Here is a 16958-nt window from a genome sequence, read left to right on the forward strand (position 1 = left end):
GCGGCTTGGCGCCGATTGCGCGGCGCTTCGTTTTCAGCCACCCGGCGGATGGCCGCATGACTGCCGCACCACCAGCCGGCACGGCAGTTTTCGAATGCCGGGCGCGGCGGGCTTGCCGCCGACCAGCGAAAGCAGGGTCAACCCGGCCTCACGCCCGAGCGCGACCAGGTTCATGTCGACAGAGGTCAGCGGCGGGCGCGTCGCCTCGGCCACGATCTCCCAATTGTCGAAACCGATGACGCCGACATCCCTGGGTACGTCGAGGCCGCGTTCGCGCAGAGCATCGATGACGCCGCGCGCGATCTGGTCGTTGCCGCAGAAGACCGCGTCGGGCCTTTCGCTTTTGCCGTCGAACAGTTGCGCAACCGCCTGGTGACCCCAGGCTTCCGACCAGGAGCCGAGCAGCGGCTCGCTGACCGTCAGGCCGTTTTCGGCGAGCACGTCGCGGTAAGCCTGAACGCGCGCGTGTACCACGGCAAAGCTCGCCGGCCCGGTGACGTGGGCGATGCGCTTGCGGCCAAGCCGGCAAAAATGCTCGACGGCCAGCCGGGCGCCGCCAACATCGTCCGAGACGAAGGCGACGGCGTCGGGGTCAGGCTGCGTGAAGGCATAGATCACCGGGACGCGCAGATTGGAGAGGTCGACGGGCAGATGGCGATCGATGCGCTTGCCAGTGGCGATGATGCCGTCAACGCGCTTGTCGAGCATGGCGTCGACATGCATCTGGCCCAGCCGCGGATCCTCCTCGACATTGCACAGGAACACCGAGACGCCATTGTCGACCAGCGCGTCCGAAATGCCCGACATCAGCGGCAGCGAGAAGCGGCCATAGGTATCGTTGGTGAGCAGGCCGACGGTGAAGCTGCGGCGTCGGAGCAGGCTTTGCGCCAGGCTGTTGGGCCGGAAGCCAAGCCGCCGGGCGGTCTCGCGAATGCGTTCGCGCGTCTCGGCTGTCATCCGGCCCTGGCTGTTGAGCGCCTTGGATGCGGTAGCGACGCTGACTCCGGCCTGCGCGGCCACGTCACGCAAGGTGACTGGCTTGGAAAAGACCGGAACAGGCAGATCGTCCGATGGCATCGCGCCGAGAGTCCTTAGTTGGAAAAAGGTTTTCTCTTACCGATCTGAAAGAGGCCCGGCAGGTGGCCGAGCCCGACTGAAATTGTTTGAGAAAACCTTTTCTCAGCTGAGACTAGACCAGATTGGATCGCCGTTCAAGGGAAAAGCTGGTTGGGCCTCGGCTCTCTTCCTTCGAATGCAAACGCGGGTTAAAGCAGCGCCGGCAGCACTTAGCTCCGGGGAAGAGCGCCAGTCGCAGTGCTGGAGTCCCTCGGTCGAGACGCAGCGGGCTGCCGCTTGAGGCGTGAAGGATCGCAGCGTGCGCGGGATGCGAGGTCCGGCAAAGGGTTGGCGCTGCCGGGCAGCAAACCTGGCCGCAATATGTGCTGGCGGACGTTCTGAAGATCGTGCCGAAAATTCTGAACAGTCCCTCGGGATTAACCTTTCCGTAAATATTTGGCCGCTACTTCAACAGCCATGGCCTCGTGGCGGAGCGGCTACGCTGGAGACGGCAAATCTCTGAAGCCTCGGTTCGATTCCGAGGCGAGGCCTCCAAAATTTCGCGTCGAACAGCAGTCCCAATCTGCCCCAAGGGCAGTCAGTCCCCACGAATAGATTTGTGCGTTACGAAGGCGGTGCGGACCGGACGTTAAAGCAGTCCTGTCTTGCATTTGGCATGCCGGCACGCGCGAAAAGAGTGGTATGGAAGGGAGCCGAGCGTTCTTGCTTCGCTTTTCCCTGACATTCGAGGCCTTTCGTGCGTGAACCGTCGCTGCTGCCCGTCTTTGGAAAACTTGGCCTCAAGGCTCCTGCCGCCCTGGCGGCGGCACCGGCCTCGTCGGCAGGTGTGTCGCACCTGCGGAAGCTTCTGGCCGTGCATGGCGGCATGGTGCTGAAACTGTCGGTCGTCGCCTGGACGGTGCTGATCCTGGGCGCCGTGTTTTTCACGATGCAAGGCTGACCGGCATGGCCAACCGCTACACGCTGCGTATGGAGCTTCCCCAGAGCTGGAGCATCATCGATGTCTTCACCGGCCAGCCTGCGGTGGTCCGGCAAAAGGTGATGGTCGGGATGGGGCCGCGCGAGGCCGAGGACATGGTCGTGCAGATGAATGTCCGCGATGTCAAACGCCGCGAACGGGCCGAGCGCAAGGCCTGATCCGTAGCGGCCCGCCGGCGGAAGCCTGCCGCACCGCAGATCAAGGGATTCCCGTGAGAGCCAGCCTGAAGCAGAAGATACTGGAGATTTGCGACCGCAAGATCTCCGAGAAGGGGGCCGGCGTCGGCGTGTCGTTCTATGCGTTTTTCGCCAACAGAAACGACAACCCCGAACTCCTGATGGAAGCCGCCGAATGGTGGATCAGAACCCACCGCCTCGACCATTTCGAAAAGGCTGCGAAGATACGCGCGATGGTCGAGGAGATGGATCTTTAATCGTCGTTTTGAGCGACATGCAATGGACTGATCAGCCGAAATCGGACGCCGTCAGCACATACATGCTCTTGTGGGTGCGGTCGTAGGCCTTCGACGCCACTTCGCGGATGGCGCTGCTCTCGGTGTCGAATGTCTGGAGATAACCGGCTTCATCGGCCGCGGTTCCCGGCCGCATCTTGGCCATGGCGTCGGCGGCGACGGAGAACGAGATCTGGAACATGCCGTCATGGCCGACGAAACGAATGCGCTGGCCCGCCTCGTCATAGCTGCGGCTGCGGTTGGGGAAGGTGAGGCTCATGTCTTGGCCTCCGTGACTTTCTTGGTCACCCGCTTCTTCTTCGGCGTCGGATTGAGGGCCTCGGCGACACGATCGGCCTCTTCCTTGGCCAGCCGAAGCTCCCTCAGCCTTGCCGTCTTGATCTCCCTGGCTCTTGCCTCGGACATATATTCGGCGGTCGCCTTGTTTTTCTCCGCTGTCTTCTTCTGCTTGTCGACAAAGCGGGCTTCAGCTTTTTCCATGATCGTCTGATTGCCTTCGGCCATCGAAGAAATCTCCCTTGCGCCTGAAATCGTGAAAGTGAACTTGTCCGATAAATAGGCACTCGATCGGCAAAATTCAATCTTCTGAATTATTTGACATTCTGCGGATATCACGAAACGGCCAGCTGAAATAATACTTTTGAATATTTAATTTGGTACGCGAATAATTTTTGGCACTCCTATCTATCGAGTGCCAACGCGTCTATAGAGGAGGGGCGTGGCCGCCTGTGCCGGCCCCCAGAAAGAAAGTTCCCATGAAATTTCGGCCACTCCACGACCGCGTCGTCATTCGTCGCGCCGAAGGCGATATCAAATCCAAGGGCGGGATCATCATCCCCGACACTGCCAAGGAAAAGCCGCAGGAGGGCGAAGTCATCGCTGTCGGCCCTGGCGCACGCGACGAAAACGGCGCGCTTGTTCCGCTCGACGTCAAGGCCGGCGACTTCATCCTGTTCGGCAAATGGTCGGGCACCGAGGTCAAGATCGACGGCGAGGACCTTCTGATCATGAAGGAAGCCGATATCATGGGCGTCATCGACAAGAGCGAGACTGGCATCATCGACAAGGGCGCTGCAACCGACAAGACCGTGGCCGTCAAGAAAGCTGCCTGACCTCATTTTCTCCGAACGAACTGGATAAAAATCATGTCTGCCAAGGAAATCAAATTCTCCACCGACGCGCGCGACCGCATGCTGCGCGGCGTCGAGATCCTCACCAATGCGGTGAAGGTCACGCTCGGCCCCAAGGGCCGCAACGTCATCATCGACAAGGCCTACGGCGCGCCGCGCATCACCAAGGACGGCGTCACCGTCGCCAAGGAAATCGAGCTTGCCGACAAGTTCGAGAACATGGGCGCCCAGATGGTGCGCGAAGTGGCCTCGAAGACCAACGACCTCGCCGGTGACGGCACCACCACCGCCACGGTGCTGGCCGCCTCGATCCTGCGCGAAGGCGCCAAGCTGGTCGCCGCCGGCATGAATCCCATGGATTTGAAGCGCGGCATCGACCAGGCGGTTTCCGCCGTGGTCAAGGAAATCCAGGCGCGCGCCAAGAAGGTCAAGTCGTCGGCCGAGATCGCGCAGGTCGGCACCATCGCCGCCAATGGCGATGCCAGCGTCGGCGAGATGATCGCCAAGGCTATGGACAAGGTCGGCAATGACGGCGTCATCACCGTCGAGGAAGCCAAGACCGCAGAGACCGAACTCGACGTCGTCGAAGGCATGCAGTTCGACCGCGGCTATCTCTCGCCCTATTTCGTCACCAATGCCGACAAGATGCGCGTCGAGCTGGAAGAACCCTACATCCTCATCCACGAGAAGAAGCTCGGCAATCTGCAGGCGATGCTGCCGATCCTCGAAGCGGTGGTGCAGAGCGGCAGGCCGCTGCTGATCATCTCCGAGGACGTCGAGGGCGAGGCTCTGGCGACGCTGGTCGTCAACAAGCTGCGCGGCGGCCTCAAGGTCGCGGCCGTCAAGGCGCCTGGCTTCGGCGATCGCCGCAAGGCGATGCTGGAAGACATCGCCGTGCTGACATCAGGCCAGATGATCTCGGAAGATCTCGGCATCAAGCTTGAAAACGTCACCATCGAGATGCTCGGCCGCGCCAAGCGCGTGCTGATCGAGAAGGACACCACCACGATCATCGACGGTGCCGGCACCAAGGCGACCATCCAGGCGCGCGTCGCTCAGATCAAGGGCCAGATCGAGGAGACGACGTCAGACTACGACAAGGAAAAGCTGCAGGAGCGGCTGGCCAAGCTCGCCGGCGGCGTTGCCGTCATCCGCGTCGGCGGCGTCACCGAGTCGGAAGTCAAGGAAAAGAAGGACCGCATCGACGATGCGCTGAACGCCACCCGCGCGGCGGTCGAGGAAGGCATCGTGCCCGGCGGCGGCGTGGCTCTGCTGCGTGCCCGCTCGGCGCTTGGCGGCCTGACCGGCGCCAATGCCGATGTCACGGCCGGCATCACGATCGTGCTGCGGGCGCTCGAAGCGCCGATCCGCCAGATCGCCGAGAATTCCGGCGTCGAAGGCTCAATCGTCGTCGGCAAGCTCACCGACAGCAAGGACCACAATCAGGGTTTTGACGCCCAGAACGAGGTCTATGTCGACATGATCAAGGCAGGCATCGTCGATCCGGCGAAAGTGGTGCGCACCGCACTCCAGGATGCCGGTTCGATCGCAGCCCTTCTGATCACCGCCGAAGCGATGATTACCGACATTCCGGCCAAGGATGCAGCACCTGCGGGTGGCGGCGGTGGCGGCATGGGCGGCTACTAAAACCCAGGACTTGTCCGATCTGTTGGAGATGTGAATGGCGGCCCCGATCGGGGCCGCCACGATTCTCAAGATGATCATCGCAAAGTTACGCAGTCGCCCGGCTCAGTGCCGGGAGGCAATCATGATCTTGCGGCTTTCGAAGGGGACGCAATCCACGCTAGACTGTCCAGGCGGCCGTCTGGTTGCGGAGCTCGCCGGACTTTGGCAAGCGATCGGACGAACCGCCATCCCCGACACGGAGACACGTTCATGTTTGCGGCCAAGGCCATCGACACCTCAGACAAGCCCACGTTCTACCGCGACCTCGCCACCCAATTGAAGGCGCTGCTCGAGGGTGAGCGCGATTCGATCGCCAACGCCGCCAACACCGCAGCACTCATCTTCCAGATGGTGCCGGACCTCAACTGGGCCGGTTTCTATTTCCTGCAGTCGGACGAGGAAATGGTGCTCGGGCCGTTCCAGGGCAAGCCGGCCTGTGTGCGCATCGCCGTCGGCAAGGGCGTGTGCGGAACGGCGGTCGAACTCGGCACCTCGATGCTGATCAAGGACGTGCATGATTTTCCCGGCCACATCGCCTGCGATGCCGATTCGCGCTCGGAACTGGTGGTGCTGCTCGAGGACGATGAAGGCGTCTTCGGCGTGCTCGATCTCGACAGCCCGCTGCCCGGCCGCTTCGACAAGGCCGACCAGGCCGGCATCGAGACGCTGGCGGCGATCTATGCCGCGGCGAGTTCGTTCGAGGACTGAGCTGCGTCCTACGGCTCGGTCTTCAGCGCGCGATTGAAAGCTGCAATCGTCATGTCGATCAGTTGCGCGTGAATATCACCGCGCGATCGTGCTCCACCGTCATCGCAAACCGGGTCGCCGATCTGTTCGGCCGCAATGATGCCGGCAGCGCCGGGCTTACATTCGCCGAACATGCTGTAGTGGCTCGCATCCGCGATCGTCGCATAGCTCGCCTTTGAAATTGCTTTTGCGATCTCGGATGCGTCGGCGGTCACGGGAATCTTTCCTGGTCGGCCAAGATTGACGATAGCGACCGGAATTTTGATACCGGCAAAGCTTTTGACATCGAAGACATCGGATGGGGCAGGATCGATCGCCATGGCGAAATGAATGCGCTCATCCCGGTTGTCCCGACCGGCGGCCTGCAAATCCATGGCGTGAAGATCGACGCCGCTTTGCCTGACCCAGTCGCAGAGCGAGGCATTGAGCAGGTCCGTATCGCAATAGGCCGCCAGCAATTTCGGATCGATGCGGGCACCGGCTATCGCCAGCGCCGTGTTGCCGCCCATGGAAAGACCGAGGACGCCTACTTTGCCTTGTTCGAGGTGCCCTGCGAAGAAAGCGTCCTTCGCCGTCGCGGTCAGGGCAGCCGTGAGATCGGCGGGCCGCAACCAGAGTTTCATCGTCTCGGCGGCGGATCTGTTTTTCCCCGTATTTCCCGGGTGTGTGGGAGCGGCGACGACGAATCCCTGCCTGGCCAGAGGCGTTGCAATCCAGCTCAGGGCGTGTGGGGTTCCCGCCAGGCCAGCGCCATGCGAAAGCAGGATAAGCGGGAATTTTCCGCCAGCGATAGGCGCATCGCGCATGGCGGCCGTTCCGGCGAAAAGCGCGGTGTCGCCTGATATAACCATCTCGCCGCCCGGTTGCGCGGGATACCAGACCGTCACATCGAGATCGATGCCGCGCTCCTTGGATGGGGCAGGGAACTGACGAACGCCGACATTGTCGCCGGCGTCTGCGGGGTGTTGCATGAGCGCCGTGGAAACAGCGACGGCGCAGAGCATAGTCCAGAATTTCATTGAAATCTCCGTTGTCGAACGCGCCCTATAGGTGGCAAGGCCGGAGGCTACAGCGTCCGGGCAAGCTGGCGGTCATGTTCGATTGCAGTGTTAGCGACCCAATGTCAGCGGATCGGAGCGAAGTCCGCGACCTTGATCGCGATCAAGGACGTGCTTTATCGCGATTGAGTACCGTTCAGTGCGGAACGGCGCTGCCGATTTCAGCCGCCCGCCGGTTCGCAAGCGAGGGCGCCGCGTCAGGCGCGTTCCGGTCCCGCCAGGCGAGCGGGGTCATATCGGTGACGCGGCGGAATTCGCGGTTGAAGTTCGACTTGGTCTGGAAGCCGACCGCAAACATGATCTCCGTCACGGACTGATCGGTCTCGCTCAGCAGCCGGCAGGCCTCGGTGATGCGGTGTCCGTTGACATATTGCGAGACGTTCCTGGCCGTGGCCCGGTTGATCGCCATTGAGATCTGCCGTGCTGGAATTCCGGCGCGCCGGGCAAGCCGGTTGAGGTTGAGATTGGCGTCGCGATATAGTTTTTTCTCCTGCATCAACTCGTTGACCCTGGCGATCGCATCGGCGTTCTCGCCGGCGTCGGGTGGGGACGGAGTCTCGACGGGCTCGGCGGCATTGAGCGGGACATGGCTTTGGCTGGCCGCAGCCGCCGCCATGCCGACAATGACGAGCATGAAAAGATTGCCGATGCCGATCACGGTTGCCGCGCGAGCGCCATGTCCCGACGCCAGATCGAAGGACACCAGCATGTCGACGGCTCCCGACAGGCACAGCGTAGCTGCCGCGAAAAGGATGGCCCTGTAGACCGGGACCGCGCCGTCGAAGGGCGCAAGGCGAAGCCCGTCGGCGCCGGAGCGAAGCAGCCAGAGAATGGCGGCGGCGTAGGTGAAATCGATTGATGTCAGCGCCACGTCGATCGCCTCGCGCCAAAAGATTATCAGCATGATGATGATGACCGCGGGTGTCGCGTGGAGCCCCAGCAGGGCCGGCCACCGGCGGTCGCTGGTGCGAACCAGGCTCGATACGCCGGCGTAGAGCAGAGACGGCATGATCGCGGCGGATACGGGGGCGATATAGCCGACTTCGCTGATGCCATAGCCCCAGCGCAGTCCGGTGAGCACCGATTGCAACGCTGCAACAAGGATCAGGGCGAGAAACGGCAGGTTCGGTGCTGCCTCATCCTGGCGGCTGGCGACGACCCAAAGCAGGATGAACAGCGACAGGGCGACGACGAAGGGTAAGGGAACAAACGGCATGGATCGGGTGCGGGCTCGCGTGTTGATGCGCGGCAGACCGTAGCCGATGTGATTTGATTCCCAAACTCGCTTGTGCCGTCTGCGTGCCGGCGATCAAGCTCAGGCGAACTTCACCAGCATCAGGCTGAAGCAGCCGATGAACAGGAAGGCCGAGAAGGCGAGCGCCAGCGGGCGCAGGCCGCGCGAGCGCAACTGAGAGATGTCGGCCTGCAGGCCCATGGCGGCCAGTCCCATGGTCAGCATGATGGTGGTGGCGAGCGCCATTGCCGATTTCACCTCGGTGGGCACCGTGACCAAGCTGTTCAACGCCACGACAGCGACGAAGGCGGCGACGAACCACGGCATGGGCGGCCGCGCCGCCACCTCACTGCTGCTCCTGCCGCGCGCCATCAGGCCGAGCGCGACGACCGTCGGCGCCAGCATGGCGACGCGGGTCAGCTTGGCGACGGTGGCGATCTCGCCGGACTGGGTGCCGTTCTGAAAGCCGGCGCCGATGACTTGCGCCACCTCGTGGATCGAGGCGCCGGCCCACAGGCCGAAAGCGTGCTGGTCGAGGCCGAGCATGGGCGCCATGAGTGGGAAGCCGAGCATGGCGACGGTGCCGAACAAGGTGATCGAGGCGACGGCGTAGGTGACGTCCTCGTCGCGCGCATCGGTGACGATGTTGGTGGCGACGATGGCCGAAGCGCCGCAGATCGAGGTGCCGGCGGCGATCAACTGCGCCAGCTTGGCGTCGACGCCGATCAGCCGGCCAAGCGTGATGGTGAAAACGAAGGTGGCGCCAAGCGTCGCCGCGACAATGCCGACGCCGCCAGCGCCGATCGAGACCACCTGGCCGAGCGTCAGCTGGAAGCCGAGCAGCACGATGGCGAAGCGCAACAGGCGCTTTTGCGAGAATGCGATACCGGCTTTGGCGTGCACGGGCGTGCCGAGCACGTTGGAGTAGATCATGCCGGCGACGACGGCGAGGATCATTGGACTGAACAGCGCGAAGCCGGAAACATTGCGCGCCGAGAAGGCGACGGCAGTGATCATCGTGACCAGCACGATGCCGGGGACGATGCCATTCCAGCTAAGGGATTTTCGCCCTTGCGCGACATCGGCAGGAAACGCGTTTTTTGGAATATCGTTCGCGAAGTGGGAAACGGAAGACAATGCAATGCTCCAGGCGAGTATGCCGGGAGAATGCCATTCCTAAACCAATCTTTCCAACGAATTATTTTCGTTAGAATGATCGATTTTTACGAACGATCACGGGCGCTGCCGCGCAGACGTCGCTTTCTGGGCGACCTGACTAAAGCTGCGCCTCGATCGCGGCCTTGTCGATCACCGACCAGACGTTCCTGATCCGGTCGTCGAGGAATTCATAGAAGACGTTCTCGCTGAAGGACACCTTCCTGCCGTTTATAGGGAGCCCGAAGAAGGTTCCCTTCGGCGTGCAGTTGAACTGAAGCCGGCTGGCTAGGAACGGCGGTTCGGCGATCAGCAACTGGATATCGAAATAGAGGTCTGGGATTTCCCGAAAATCGCGCTCCAGCATGTCCTGGTAACCCGACAGTCCGACGCGGTCGCCATTGTAGTGCACCTCGTCATGAACGAAACGATGCAGCTTCTGCCAGTCCTGATTGTTGAGGCAGGCGATGTAGCCTCGATAGAGGTCGGTCACGGTCACGGCGATGGCTCCGGTGCTGATGCCCGCCATATTGCGACAGGGCTGAAGGCCAGGACGTACAATAAAAGCAACACATAGCGGGCCGTAGTCCTGTTGCCAGTGCCCAAGTTCAGGGAACAATTCCGAATTCGTGTCCGCTCATCACCTGGTCCAATGCACGCTGATCAACGTGCTCGCTGTCAACCGAAGCCTCAAGTTGGGTCAACGGTGCTTGCAGCGTCCAGGTGACACCGTGGCTATCATGCTCGAGAACACCGGTGCCGCTCACCGCGGCTGGAGCGACGCGCCGCAGCACCACGCTGCCGAAACCACCATGGCCGATCGTCTGTACTTCAGGACCATCTCTCTCTTTCCAGATCAGCTGGAACTGTTTCTGGCCGACCAGTCCGGTTACCTTCCATTGCACCGTTATCGTTCCCTCTGCGGCCGAAAGGACGCCGTATTTAGCGGAATTGGTCGCGAGTTCATGAAACGCTATACCGAGGTACTGGACGGCATTGGGGCTCAGCGTCAGGGAAGGGCCCGACATTGAGATCCGCTCCTCGTTGCCGAACGGTTTGGCCTGCGCAAGCAGCAGTTCGAAGATCGTGGCGCCCTTCCAGTCGCCGGAAACCAGAAGGTCATGGGAGAGCGACAACGCCATGATGCGCTCGCGCACCTGACGTTCGAACTGGGCCGGCGTCGATGACCGCTTGCTGGTCTCCCGGATCATCGAGATGATGACGGAATACTGGTTCTTCACCCGGTGGTTGACCTCGCGCATCAGCATGCGGATGCGATATTCGTTCTCCTTGGCTACTGATATGTCGCGGGCGATCTTCGAGGCGCCGACGATCTGCCCGACGGCGTTGCGCACCGGCGAGATTGTCAGGGATACGGGCACAAGGCTGCCGTCCTTGCGGCGGCGGATGGTTTCGTAGGTCTCGACCTGCTCGCCTTTGCGGATGCGCTCCAGTATGCGCGGCTCTTCGTCCAAATGGTCGTCCGGTATCAGCATAGTTACCGACCTTCCGATTGCTTCGTCGGCGGTGTAACCGAACAGACGTTGGGCGGCTGAGTTCCAGCTCCTGATGACCCCGTTCAAATCCTTGCTGACGATGGCATCGAAGGAAGACTCCACGATGGCTGACAGATGATGCCTGGCCTCGTCGGCATGATGGCGGTCAGTGAGATCGAACAGCATATTGACGGCGCCGACCAGTCTGCCCTGCTCGTCATGAAGCGGTGTGGGATAGGGAAGGAACGGCACACGCGTGCCGTCCGGCCGTTGGGAGATAGCCGACTGGTTTCTGACCGGCCGGTTCTCCTTTAGCGCGACAGCCATCGGGCATTGGTCATGCGGCAACACTTCACCGTCGGTCGTGAACAGCTTGTGCGTCACACACCATTGGTCTTTTCCGAGCTCGGGTTCGCGCCCAGCGAAATCTGCCGCGGCCCGATTGAAATAGGTGATCTTGCCTTCGGTGTCGGTGGTGTAGATTGCTACGGGAAGATTATCGAGGATTTGGTGGGGCAGATCAAAGGTCGAGCTCGAGGTTTTCGTCACTTGCGTCACGTATAGGAGTTCCAGTTAACCGCAGTGAACGCGGTGCCGCGGAAATGGTTCCGCGACCATTTCCGGGGATAGTCACCGCAGGCGGCGGCGAGTCAAAGCCGGGTGGAAGCTGCTCACCGACTTACTCCTTGCCCCGGTAGCGCAGCGCTTCGACCAGCAGCGAGAAGGCCGGCGTGGCTTGCCGGCGGCTGGGGTAATAGAGATGGTAGCCGGGGAAGGGCCCGCACCAGTCGGCGAGCACACGCACCAGCCGGCCGTTGGCCAGATGGGCCGTCACCTGCTCCTCAGGCAGATAGGCAAGGCCGAGGCCGGCGAGCACCGCGTTCATGCGCAGCGCGGCCGTGTTGAACACAAGCTGGCCTTCGACCCGAACCTTCAGCTCGCGTCCGGCCTTCTCGAACTCCCAGGCATAGAGCCCGCCATAGGTGGGCAGCCGCAGATTGATGCAATTGTGGGTGGTCAGGTCCTGCGGCGTGCGCGGCTTTGGTCGGGTAGCGAAATAGGCTGGCGAGCCGACCACCGCCATGCGCATGTCGGGGCCGATGCGCACCGCGATCATGTCGCGCGCCACCTGTTCGCCCAGCCGCACGCCGGCGTCGAAGCGCTCGGCGACGATGTCGGTCAGTCCATAGTCGACGATGATCTCGACCTTGATGTCGGGATAGTCGGGCAGCAGCGGGGCGATCGCCGGCCACAGGACCGCATCGGCGGCGTGCTCACCGGCGGTGATGCGGATGGCGCCGGCGGGTTTTTCCCGCAATGCGCTCAAGGCAATGAGCTCGGTCTCGATCTCGTCCAGCCGCGGCCCGACGGTGCGAAGCAGCCGCTCCCCGGCTTCGGTGGGCGACACGCTGCGCGTGGTGCGGGTCAGGAGCCGTACACCCAGCCGCTCCTCCAGCGCCCGCACCGTGTGGCTGAGCGCCGATTGGGAAACCCCGAGCTTGGCCGCCGCCCTGGTGAAGCTTTCCTCGCGCGCCACAGCGAGGAAGGCGGTTAGCTCGTTCAGGTTGTCACGTGGCATTCATGAGCCCCCTTCATAAGATCATGCTGGATATAGCACCTAATCGGCACCAATCGCAGACCCTAGATAGGCGTTATCACACCGGGCACCTCCGGCCGTCTCTAAAGCCGGGCGGGTCGTGTCATGGCTGTTGCCAGGAAGGGACAAAACCATGGACATCACGCGAAACGGCTCTCAGGCCTCGGCCAAGGGATCGGCCGACTATTTCACCGGTGCGGTGCGCATCGACGCGCCGTTCAAGGGCAGCGAGCCCGCCTGGGTCGGCGGCGCCACCGTGACTTTCGAGCCCGGCGCGCGCACCGCCTGGCACACGCATCCGCTCGGCCAGACGCTGATCGTCCTGTCGGGCGCCGGCCTGGCGCAGCGCGAGGGCGGCCCGATCGAATCGATCCAGCCCGGCGACATCGTCTGGTTCGCGCCCGGAGAGAAGCATTGGCATGGCGCCGCGCCGACCACGGCGATGAGCCACATCGCTATCGCCGAAGCGCTCGACGGCAAGGTCGTCGACTGGTTGGAGCATGTCAGCGACGAACAATACGGGATTTGACCAGGTATCGGCGCGTGGCGCCGAGTTCAACGCCCGAACTCTACGAAGGAGACCACCATGACCGATGTTCCAAGGCTGAAAAGCCCATTCTCCGATATCGCTCCCGCGCTTGGCAGATACAGCCCTGGATCGTTCCGATCCCGGCACCACCAAGCTCAATCGCCTCGAAGAGAACATCGGATCGGTCACTGTCGCGCTGACGGCGAACGATCTTGCCGACACCGAGGACGCGGTCTCGGTGATCGCCGTACAGGGAGCGCGCTATTCTCCGCAACAGGAAGCAAGGATCGATCGCTAGAGCCAGGCGCAGGCTGAGGGCACTCGACGACCGGGTAGCCGTTCCGGCCGACGGCGCAGGAGTTGAGGGGATCGTGCGCGGATCGGGCGGCAGCGTTTCAGTTTGAAATTTGGCCTTCTGCGAACTCGCGTCTTGCGGCCGTGAAAACCTCGCGGGCAGCATCCGCATTCATGACGGCGATTGCCAGCCCAATGACAATATCGGGCCAAGCCGAATTCCACACAAATGCCGTGACCAGGCCGGCGGCAATGATTGCCACATTGGCCAGGACGTCGTTGCGCGCCGACAGGAAGGCGGCGCGGGTGAGGCTGCCGCTGTGATGGCGATAGCGAGCGAGCATGAGCGCGCACGACAGGTTGACGAGCATCGCGCCAGCCGCCGTGAGCGTTAGCGGAACGGGAGCTGGCGGAATTGGAATGTTGAATTTCTCCCAGGCTGTCCAAAGGGTCGCCAATGCGGGGATCAGAAGTATCCCGGCCAGCGCCATTCCGAGCCGCGCTCGATTGCGGACGGTCCAGCCCAACGCGACCATGATCAGGAGATTGACGGATGCGTCCTCCAGAAAATCGATGCTGTCCGCGAACAGCGATACCGATCCGATCCAAACGGCTACGGCAAATTCGATCCCGAAATAGGCCAGGTTCAGGATGGCCACCATCCGCACCGCTTTGTTCAGCGTCCCGGTCATAGTTCGCCCATCGATTAGCTGCCGTTGGCACAAAGCATATAGCGATTCTATGCCCTGCGGCGCGAGGACCAGAACCTTGTCGCCATGCGAGACACTGTCGATCGAGCGGTCGCCTTGACATCGCTGCGCTTCCTTGTTCCAACTTGGCGCCATGTTCGTTTTCGCGCCTGCCAACACCAAGCGACGTCGCCCCTGCACAGTGCGGAGCGGCAAGCTGACTGCGCGACGACAAAGACCGGCAAGATAGACCCGGTTCTTTCGTTTCCAGCCCCGCCCGCGAAACCGCCGGCGGGATTTTTCATGTCTGGAGCAGTTTGATGACAAACAATTCTTCCATCCGGCTTCGGCCGGCCGCGCCCGCTGACGCCGCCGCGATCCGGGATATCGTGCGCGCCGCCTATGCCAAATGGGTAGCGGTGATCGGCCGCGAGCCTCTGCCGATGCGCGCCGACTACGAGAAGGCTGTTGCCGAGCATCCGTTCGATCTCGCCGTCGAGGATGATCGGATCGTGGGAATGATTGAAACCATGCTGGCCGAGGATCACCTGTGGATCGAGAATGTCTGTGTCGCACCGGATGCGCAGGGCAGGGGGATTGGCCGGCTGTTGCTGGAGTGGGCCGAGCGCAAGGCGATCGAGTCGGGCCGCGACGAGCTTCGCCTGCTGACCAATGGCGCGTTCGAGGCGAACGTATCGCTCTACAAGAGGCAGGGCTACATAGTGGATCGGGACGAGCCGTTCATGGGCGGCATGACGGTCTATATGAGCAAGAGGCTAGCGGGATCACCGGCGATCTGAGGAAGGATTTCGATAATGGCTGCCAAGGTCAGGCTTAAGCAACTCCCGGGGTCTTACGCGGTTTCCCGGCTGGCGGCGGGCGAAACCATTCCCGGTTGGGCGGACGGACCAGGCTTCGTCAGCATCACAAGGACCGACGACGAGCTTTCGATCGTTTGCCTGCAGGACCGCGTGCCGCATGCCATCAAGCAGGATATCGACTGGGTGGCCTTCAAGCTCCTGGGCCCGTTCGCCTTCGACGAAACCGGTATCGTGCTGTCGGTCATCAGACCGTTGTCGGAAAACGGGTTGGGCATCTTCGTGGTGTCCACTTTCGATGGCGACCATCTCCTGGTGAAAGCCACGGATCAGGCCGCGGCGAGGCGGTTTCTGGTCGAGGCCGGGCATACCTTGCTGTAGTCCATCCTCACCAAGCCGGTTGCTGTCCAACCGCTCTGGCTCAATCACTGCCGCACTGGCTCAACCACTTCGGGGGTTGCGTTTGACAGCGGCGTTTGTGCATCGTTATCTCCAGCCAGATATGACGGCCCGGCGCGGCCATGCGGCCATGGAGAAAACGATGTCACACAATCTGCAGTTCTACATCGATGGCGCGTGGGTCGATCCTGTTGTGCCCAACACATTGGACGTCATCGATCCCTCGAATGAGGACGCTTTTGCGCAGATTTCGCTCGGCTCAAAGGCCGATGTCGACAAGGCGGTGGCTGCCGCCAAGCGCGCCTTCAACAGCTTTGGTTTCACCGAGGTCGGCGAGCGGCTCGACCTGTTGAACCGCATCATCACGGTTTACAAGAAGCGCAGTGGCGATCTTGCGGTTGCCGTGTCGCGCGAGATGGGCGCGCCGCGCCAGATGGCGTTGGACAGCCAGGTCGGCATTGGGCTGGCGCATCTGACCAAAATGGCCGAGACACTGAAGGCTTTCGAATTCCGCCACGTGAAGGGCAATCATCTCGTGGTCAAGGAGCCGATCGGTGTCGTCGGGCTGATCACGCCGTGGAACTGGCCGCTCAACCAGATCACCTGCAAGGTGGGTCCGGCGCTCGCCGCCGGCTGCACCATGGTGCTCAAGCCATCCGAGATCGCGCCGCTCGACGCCATCATCTTCGCCGAGATCCTCGACGAGGCCGGCGTGCCGAAGGGCGTCTTCAACCTCGTCAATGGCGACGGACCGGGCGTCGGCCAGGCGTTGTCCAGCCATCCTGACATCGACATGATGTCGTTCACCGGTTCGACCCGCGCCGGCATCCTGGTGGCCAAGGCCGCCGCCGACACGGTCAAGCGCGTGCATCAGGAGCTTGGTGGCAAGTCGGCCAACATTCTGTTCCCCGACGTCGACCTCGCAAGCGCGGTCAGCAAGGGCGTGGCCGGTTGCTTCAGCAACAGCGGCCAGTCCTGCAACGCGCCAACGCGCATGTTCGTGCCGCGCGAGCGCCATGACGAGGCGGCCGGCTATGCCAAGGTTGCGGCGGAAAAATTCACCGTCGGTCCGGCCGATGCTGCCGGCACCAAGCTCGGCCCGGTCGTCAGCCAGGTTCAGTTCGACAAGATCCAGGACCTGATCCAGGCCGGCATCGACGAGGGTGCGACGTTGGTCGCCGGCGGCCCCGGCCGTCCGGCCGAACTCAACCGCGGCTACTATGTCAGGCCGACAGTGTTCGCCGACGTTACCCACGACATGCGCATCGCGCGCGAGGAGATCTTTGGGCCGGTACTGGCGATCATGCCCTATGACAGCGTCGACGAGGTGGTCGAGACCGCCAACAACACCGTCTATGGCCTCGCCTCCTACATCCAGGCCAAGGACATGAAGAAGGCGCGCGAAGTCGCGGCGCGCATGCGCACCGGCAATGTCTACATCAACTATCCCCAGTGGGACGCCGGCCTGCCGTTCGGCGGCTACAAGCAGTCGGGCAATGGCCGCGAATATGCCGAATACGGACTTGAGGATTTCCTCGAGATCAAGGGCATCGCGGGATATGAAGCGGCTGAGTAGGCACCGTACAGTGTGATGCAAT

21 protein-coding genes and 1 tRNA gene are annotated in these 16958 nt (G+C 62.2%); 12 read left to right on the forward strand and 10 right to left on the reverse strand.

The window, feature by feature from the left end:
- Positions 1–33: 33 nt before the first annotated feature.
- The gene (locus tag A9K65_RS14820; protein WP_013530527.1) at positions 34–1077 is read right to left on the reverse strand and encodes a LacI family DNA-binding transcriptional regulator; all 1044 of its coding nucleotides are present in this window, start codon (positions 1075–1077) and stop codon (positions 34–36) included.
- Between the two features lie 458 nt (positions 1078–1535).
- Between A9K65_RS14820 and A9K65_RS14825 the strand changes: the two genes are divergently transcribed.
- The 4 genes from A9K65_RS14825 to A9K65_RS14840 all read left to right on the forward strand — a co-directional run bounded on the left by A9K65_RS14825 (position 1536) and on the right by A9K65_RS14840 (position 2489).
- Positions 1536–1611: transfer RNA gene (locus A9K65_RS14825), tRNA-Cys, on the forward strand.
- Positions 1612–1813: 202 nt separating this feature from the next.
- The gene (locus tag A9K65_RS14830; protein ID WP_027160879.1) at positions 1814–2017 is read left to right on the forward strand and encodes a hypothetical protein; all 204 of its coding nucleotides are present in this window, start codon (positions 1814–1816) and stop codon (positions 2015–2017) included.
- Positions 2018–2022: 5 nt separating this feature from the next.
- Complete coding sequence (locus tag A9K65_RS14835) at positions 2023–2214, forward strand: hypothetical protein (protein ID WP_027160878.1); 192 nt, start codon at positions 2023–2025, stop codon at positions 2212–2214.
- Between the two features lie 53 nt (positions 2215–2267).
- Complete coding sequence (locus tag A9K65_RS14840; RefSeq protein ID WP_013530530.1) at positions 2268–2489, forward strand: DUF6500 family protein; 222 nt, start codon at positions 2268–2270, stop codon at positions 2487–2489.
- Between the two features lie 31 nt (positions 2490–2520).
- Here A9K65_RS14840 and A9K65_RS14845 read toward each other — a convergent pair whose 3' ends face one another.
- On the reverse strand, positions 2521–2787 hold the full coding sequence (locus A9K65_RS14845) for a DUF1488 domain-containing protein (protein ID WP_013530531.1): 267 nt from the start codon (positions 2785–2787) through the stop codon (positions 2521–2523).
- On the reverse strand, positions 2784–3032 hold the full coding sequence (locus A9K65_RS14850) for a hypothetical protein (RefSeq protein WP_013530532.1): 249 nt from the start codon (positions 3030–3032) through the stop codon (positions 2784–2786). The genes A9K65_RS14845 and A9K65_RS14850 overlap by 4 nt, the downstream gene beginning before the upstream one ends.
- 251 nt (positions 3033–3283) lie before the next feature.
- On the opposite strand from A9K65_RS14850, the gene A9K65_RS14855 reads away from it, so the two are divergent.
- The 3 genes from A9K65_RS14855 (at position 3284) to A9K65_RS14865 (ending at position 6052) form a co-directional block, all read left to right on the forward strand.
- Complete coding sequence (locus A9K65_RS14855) at positions 3284–3640, forward strand: co-chaperone GroES (protein WP_084015453.1); 357 nt, start codon at positions 3284–3286, stop codon at positions 3638–3640.
- Between the two features lie 33 nt (positions 3641–3673).
- Positions 3674–5305: a chaperonin GroEL gene (groL, locus tag A9K65_RS14860; protein ID WP_086081317.1), complete on the forward strand. Its 1632-nt coding sequence runs from the start codon at positions 3674–3676 to the stop codon at positions 5303–5305.
- A 249-nt stretch (positions 5306–5554) separates the two neighbouring features.
- Positions 5555–6052 carry a GAF domain-containing protein gene (locus A9K65_RS14865; RefSeq protein ID WP_013530535.1) on the forward strand — a complete coding sequence of 166 codons (498 nt, stop codon included), beginning with the start codon at positions 5555–5557 and terminating at the stop codon, positions 6050–6052.
- 8 nt (positions 6053–6060) lie between these two features.
- On the opposite strand, the gene A9K65_RS14870 is transcribed toward A9K65_RS14865, so the two are convergent.
- The 6 genes from A9K65_RS14870 to A9K65_RS14895 form a co-directional block, all read right to left on the reverse strand.
- Positions 6061–7110 carry a dienelactone hydrolase gene (locus tag A9K65_RS14870; protein ID WP_063168666.1) on the reverse strand — a complete coding sequence of 350 codons (1050 nt, stop codon included), beginning with the start codon at positions 7108–7110 and terminating at the stop codon, positions 6061–6063.
- 175 nt (positions 7111–7285) lie between these two features.
- Positions 7286–8365, reverse strand: a complete 1080-nt coding sequence (locus tag A9K65_RS14875; protein ID WP_064994021.1) for an AraC family transcriptional regulator — start codon at positions 8363–8365, stop codon at positions 7286–7288.
- Between the two features lie 99 nt (positions 8366–8464).
- Positions 8465–9520 (reverse strand): YeiH family protein, encoded by a 1056-nt coding sequence (locus tag A9K65_RS14880; protein ID WP_064994020.1) that lies wholly within the window; start codon positions 9518–9520, stop codon positions 8465–8467.
- A 139-nt stretch (positions 9521–9659) separates the two neighbouring features.
- A complete protein-coding gene (locus A9K65_RS14885) occupies positions 9660–10037 on the reverse strand; it encodes an ester cyclase (protein ID WP_024501791.1) in 378 nt (125 codons plus the stop codon).
- Between the two features lie 109 nt (positions 10038–10146).
- Positions 10147–11592: a PAS domain S-box protein gene (locus A9K65_RS14890; RefSeq protein WP_064994019.1), complete on the reverse strand. Its 1446-nt coding sequence runs from the start codon at positions 11590–11592 to the stop codon at positions 10147–10149.
- Positions 11593–11713: 121 nt separating this feature from the next.
- Positions 11714–12613, reverse strand: coding sequence for a LysR family transcriptional regulator (locus A9K65_RS14895; protein ID WP_064994018.1), 900 nt, complete (start codon positions 12611–12613; stop codon positions 11714–11716).
- Positions 12614–12764: 151 nt separating this feature from the next.
- Here A9K65_RS14895 and A9K65_RS14900 point away from each other — a divergent pair, with 151 nt between their 5' ends.
- Both A9K65_RS14900 and A9K65_RS14905 read left to right on the forward strand, forming a co-directional pair.
- The gene (locus A9K65_RS14900; protein ID WP_064994017.1) at positions 12765–13160 is read left to right on the forward strand and encodes a cupin domain-containing protein; all 396 of its coding nucleotides are present in this window, start codon (positions 12765–12767) and stop codon (positions 13158–13160) included.
- Positions 13161–13269: 109 nt separating this feature from the next.
- Complete coding sequence (locus A9K65_RS14905; protein ID WP_064994016.1) at positions 13270–13458, forward strand: hypothetical protein; 189 nt, start codon at positions 13270–13272, stop codon at positions 13456–13458.
- A gap of 97 nt (positions 13459–13555) precedes the next feature.
- On the opposite strand, the gene A9K65_RS14910 is transcribed toward A9K65_RS14905, so the two are convergent.
- Positions 13556–14146 carry a cation diffusion facilitator family transporter gene (locus tag A9K65_RS14910; RefSeq protein WP_064994082.1) on the reverse strand — a complete coding sequence of 197 codons (591 nt, stop codon included), beginning with the start codon at positions 14144–14146 and terminating at the stop codon, positions 13556–13558.
- Between the two features lie 317 nt (positions 14147–14463).
- Here A9K65_RS14910 and A9K65_RS14915 point away from each other — a divergent pair, with 317 nt between their 5' ends.
- The 3 genes from A9K65_RS14915 to A9K65_RS14925 all read left to right on the forward strand — a co-directional run bounded on the left by A9K65_RS14915 (position 14464) and on the right by A9K65_RS14925 (position 16936).
- The gene (locus tag A9K65_RS14915; protein WP_024501788.1) at positions 14464–14943 is read left to right on the forward strand and encodes a GNAT family N-acetyltransferase; all 480 of its coding nucleotides are present in this window, start codon (positions 14464–14466) and stop codon (positions 14941–14943) included.
- Between the two features lie 15 nt (positions 14944–14958).
- Positions 14959–15342: an ACT domain-containing protein gene (locus tag A9K65_RS14920; protein WP_064994015.1), complete on the forward strand. Its 384-nt coding sequence runs from the start codon at positions 14959–14961 to the stop codon at positions 15340–15342.
- 160 nt (positions 15343–15502) lie between these two features.
- Complete coding sequence (locus A9K65_RS14925; RefSeq protein ID WP_064994081.1) at positions 15503–16936, forward strand: aldehyde dehydrogenase family protein; 1434 nt, start codon at positions 15503–15505, stop codon at positions 16934–16936.
- The last annotated feature ends 22 nt before the right edge of the window (positions 16937–16958 follow it).

The sequence above is a fragment of the Mesorhizobium sp. WSM1497 genome (assembly GCF_001672455.2).
GTDB classification, from domain to species: domain Bacteria; phylum Pseudomonadota; class Alphaproteobacteria; order Rhizobiales; family Rhizobiaceae; genus Mesorhizobium; species Mesorhizobium ciceri.

Bases quoted from the DNA above. Each gene is read 5' to 3' on its own strand.
- A9K65_RS14820 (WP_013530527.1), bottom strand. From the start codon at position 1,077: ATGCCATCGGACGATCTGCCTGTTCCGGTCTTTTCCAAGCCAGTCACC.
- A9K65_RS14835 (WP_027160878.1), top strand. From the start codon at position 2,023: ATGGCCAACCGCTACACGCTGCGTATGGAGCTTCCCCAGAGCTGGAGC.
- A9K65_RS14845 (WP_013530531.1), bottom strand. From the start codon at position 2,787: ATGAGCCTCACCTTCCCCAACCGCAGCCGCAGCTATGACGAGGCGGGC.
- A9K65_RS14850 (WP_013530532.1), bottom strand. From the start codon at position 3,032: ATGGCCGAAGGCAATCAGACGATCATGGAAAAAGCTGAAGCCCGCTTT.
- A9K65_RS14855 (WP_084015453.1), top strand. From the start codon at position 3,284: ATGAAATTTCGGCCACTCCACGACCGCGTCGTCATTCGTCGCGCCGAA.
- groL (WP_086081317.1), top strand. From the start codon at position 3,674: ATGTCTGCCAAGGAAATCAAATTCTCCACCGACGCGCGCGACCGCATG.
- A9K65_RS14865 (WP_013530535.1), top strand. From the start codon at position 5,555: ATGTTTGCGGCCAAGGCCATCGACACCTCAGACAAGCCCACGTTCTAC.
- A9K65_RS14870 (WP_063168666.1), bottom strand. From the start codon at position 7,110: ATGAAATTCTGGACTATGCTCTGCGCCGTCGCTGTTTCCACGGCGCTC.
- A9K65_RS14875 (WP_064994021.1), bottom strand. From the start codon at position 8,365: ATGCCGTTTGTTCCCTTACCCTTCGTCGTCGCCCTGTCGCTGTTCATC.
- A9K65_RS14895 (WP_064994018.1), bottom strand. From the start codon at position 12,613: ATGCCACGTGACAACCTGAACGAGCTAACCGCCTTCCTCGCTGTGGCG.
- A9K65_RS14900 (WP_064994017.1), top strand. From the start codon at position 12,765: ATGGACATCACGCGAAACGGCTCTCAGGCCTCGGCCAAGGGATCGGCC.
- A9K65_RS14910 (WP_064994082.1), bottom strand. From the start codon at position 14,146: ATGACCGGGACGCTGAACAAAGCGGTGCGGATGGTGGCCATCCTGAAC.
- A9K65_RS14915 (WP_024501788.1), top strand. From the start codon at position 14,464: ATGACAAACAATTCTTCCATCCGGCTTCGGCCGGCCGCGCCCGCTGAC.
- A9K65_RS14920 (WP_064994015.1), top strand. From the start codon at position 14,959: ATGGCTGCCAAGGTCAGGCTTAAGCAACTCCCGGGGTCTTACGCGGTT.
- A9K65_RS14925 (WP_064994081.1), top strand. From the start codon at position 15,503: ATGTCACACAATCTGCAGTTCTACATCGATGGCGCGTGGGTCGATCCT.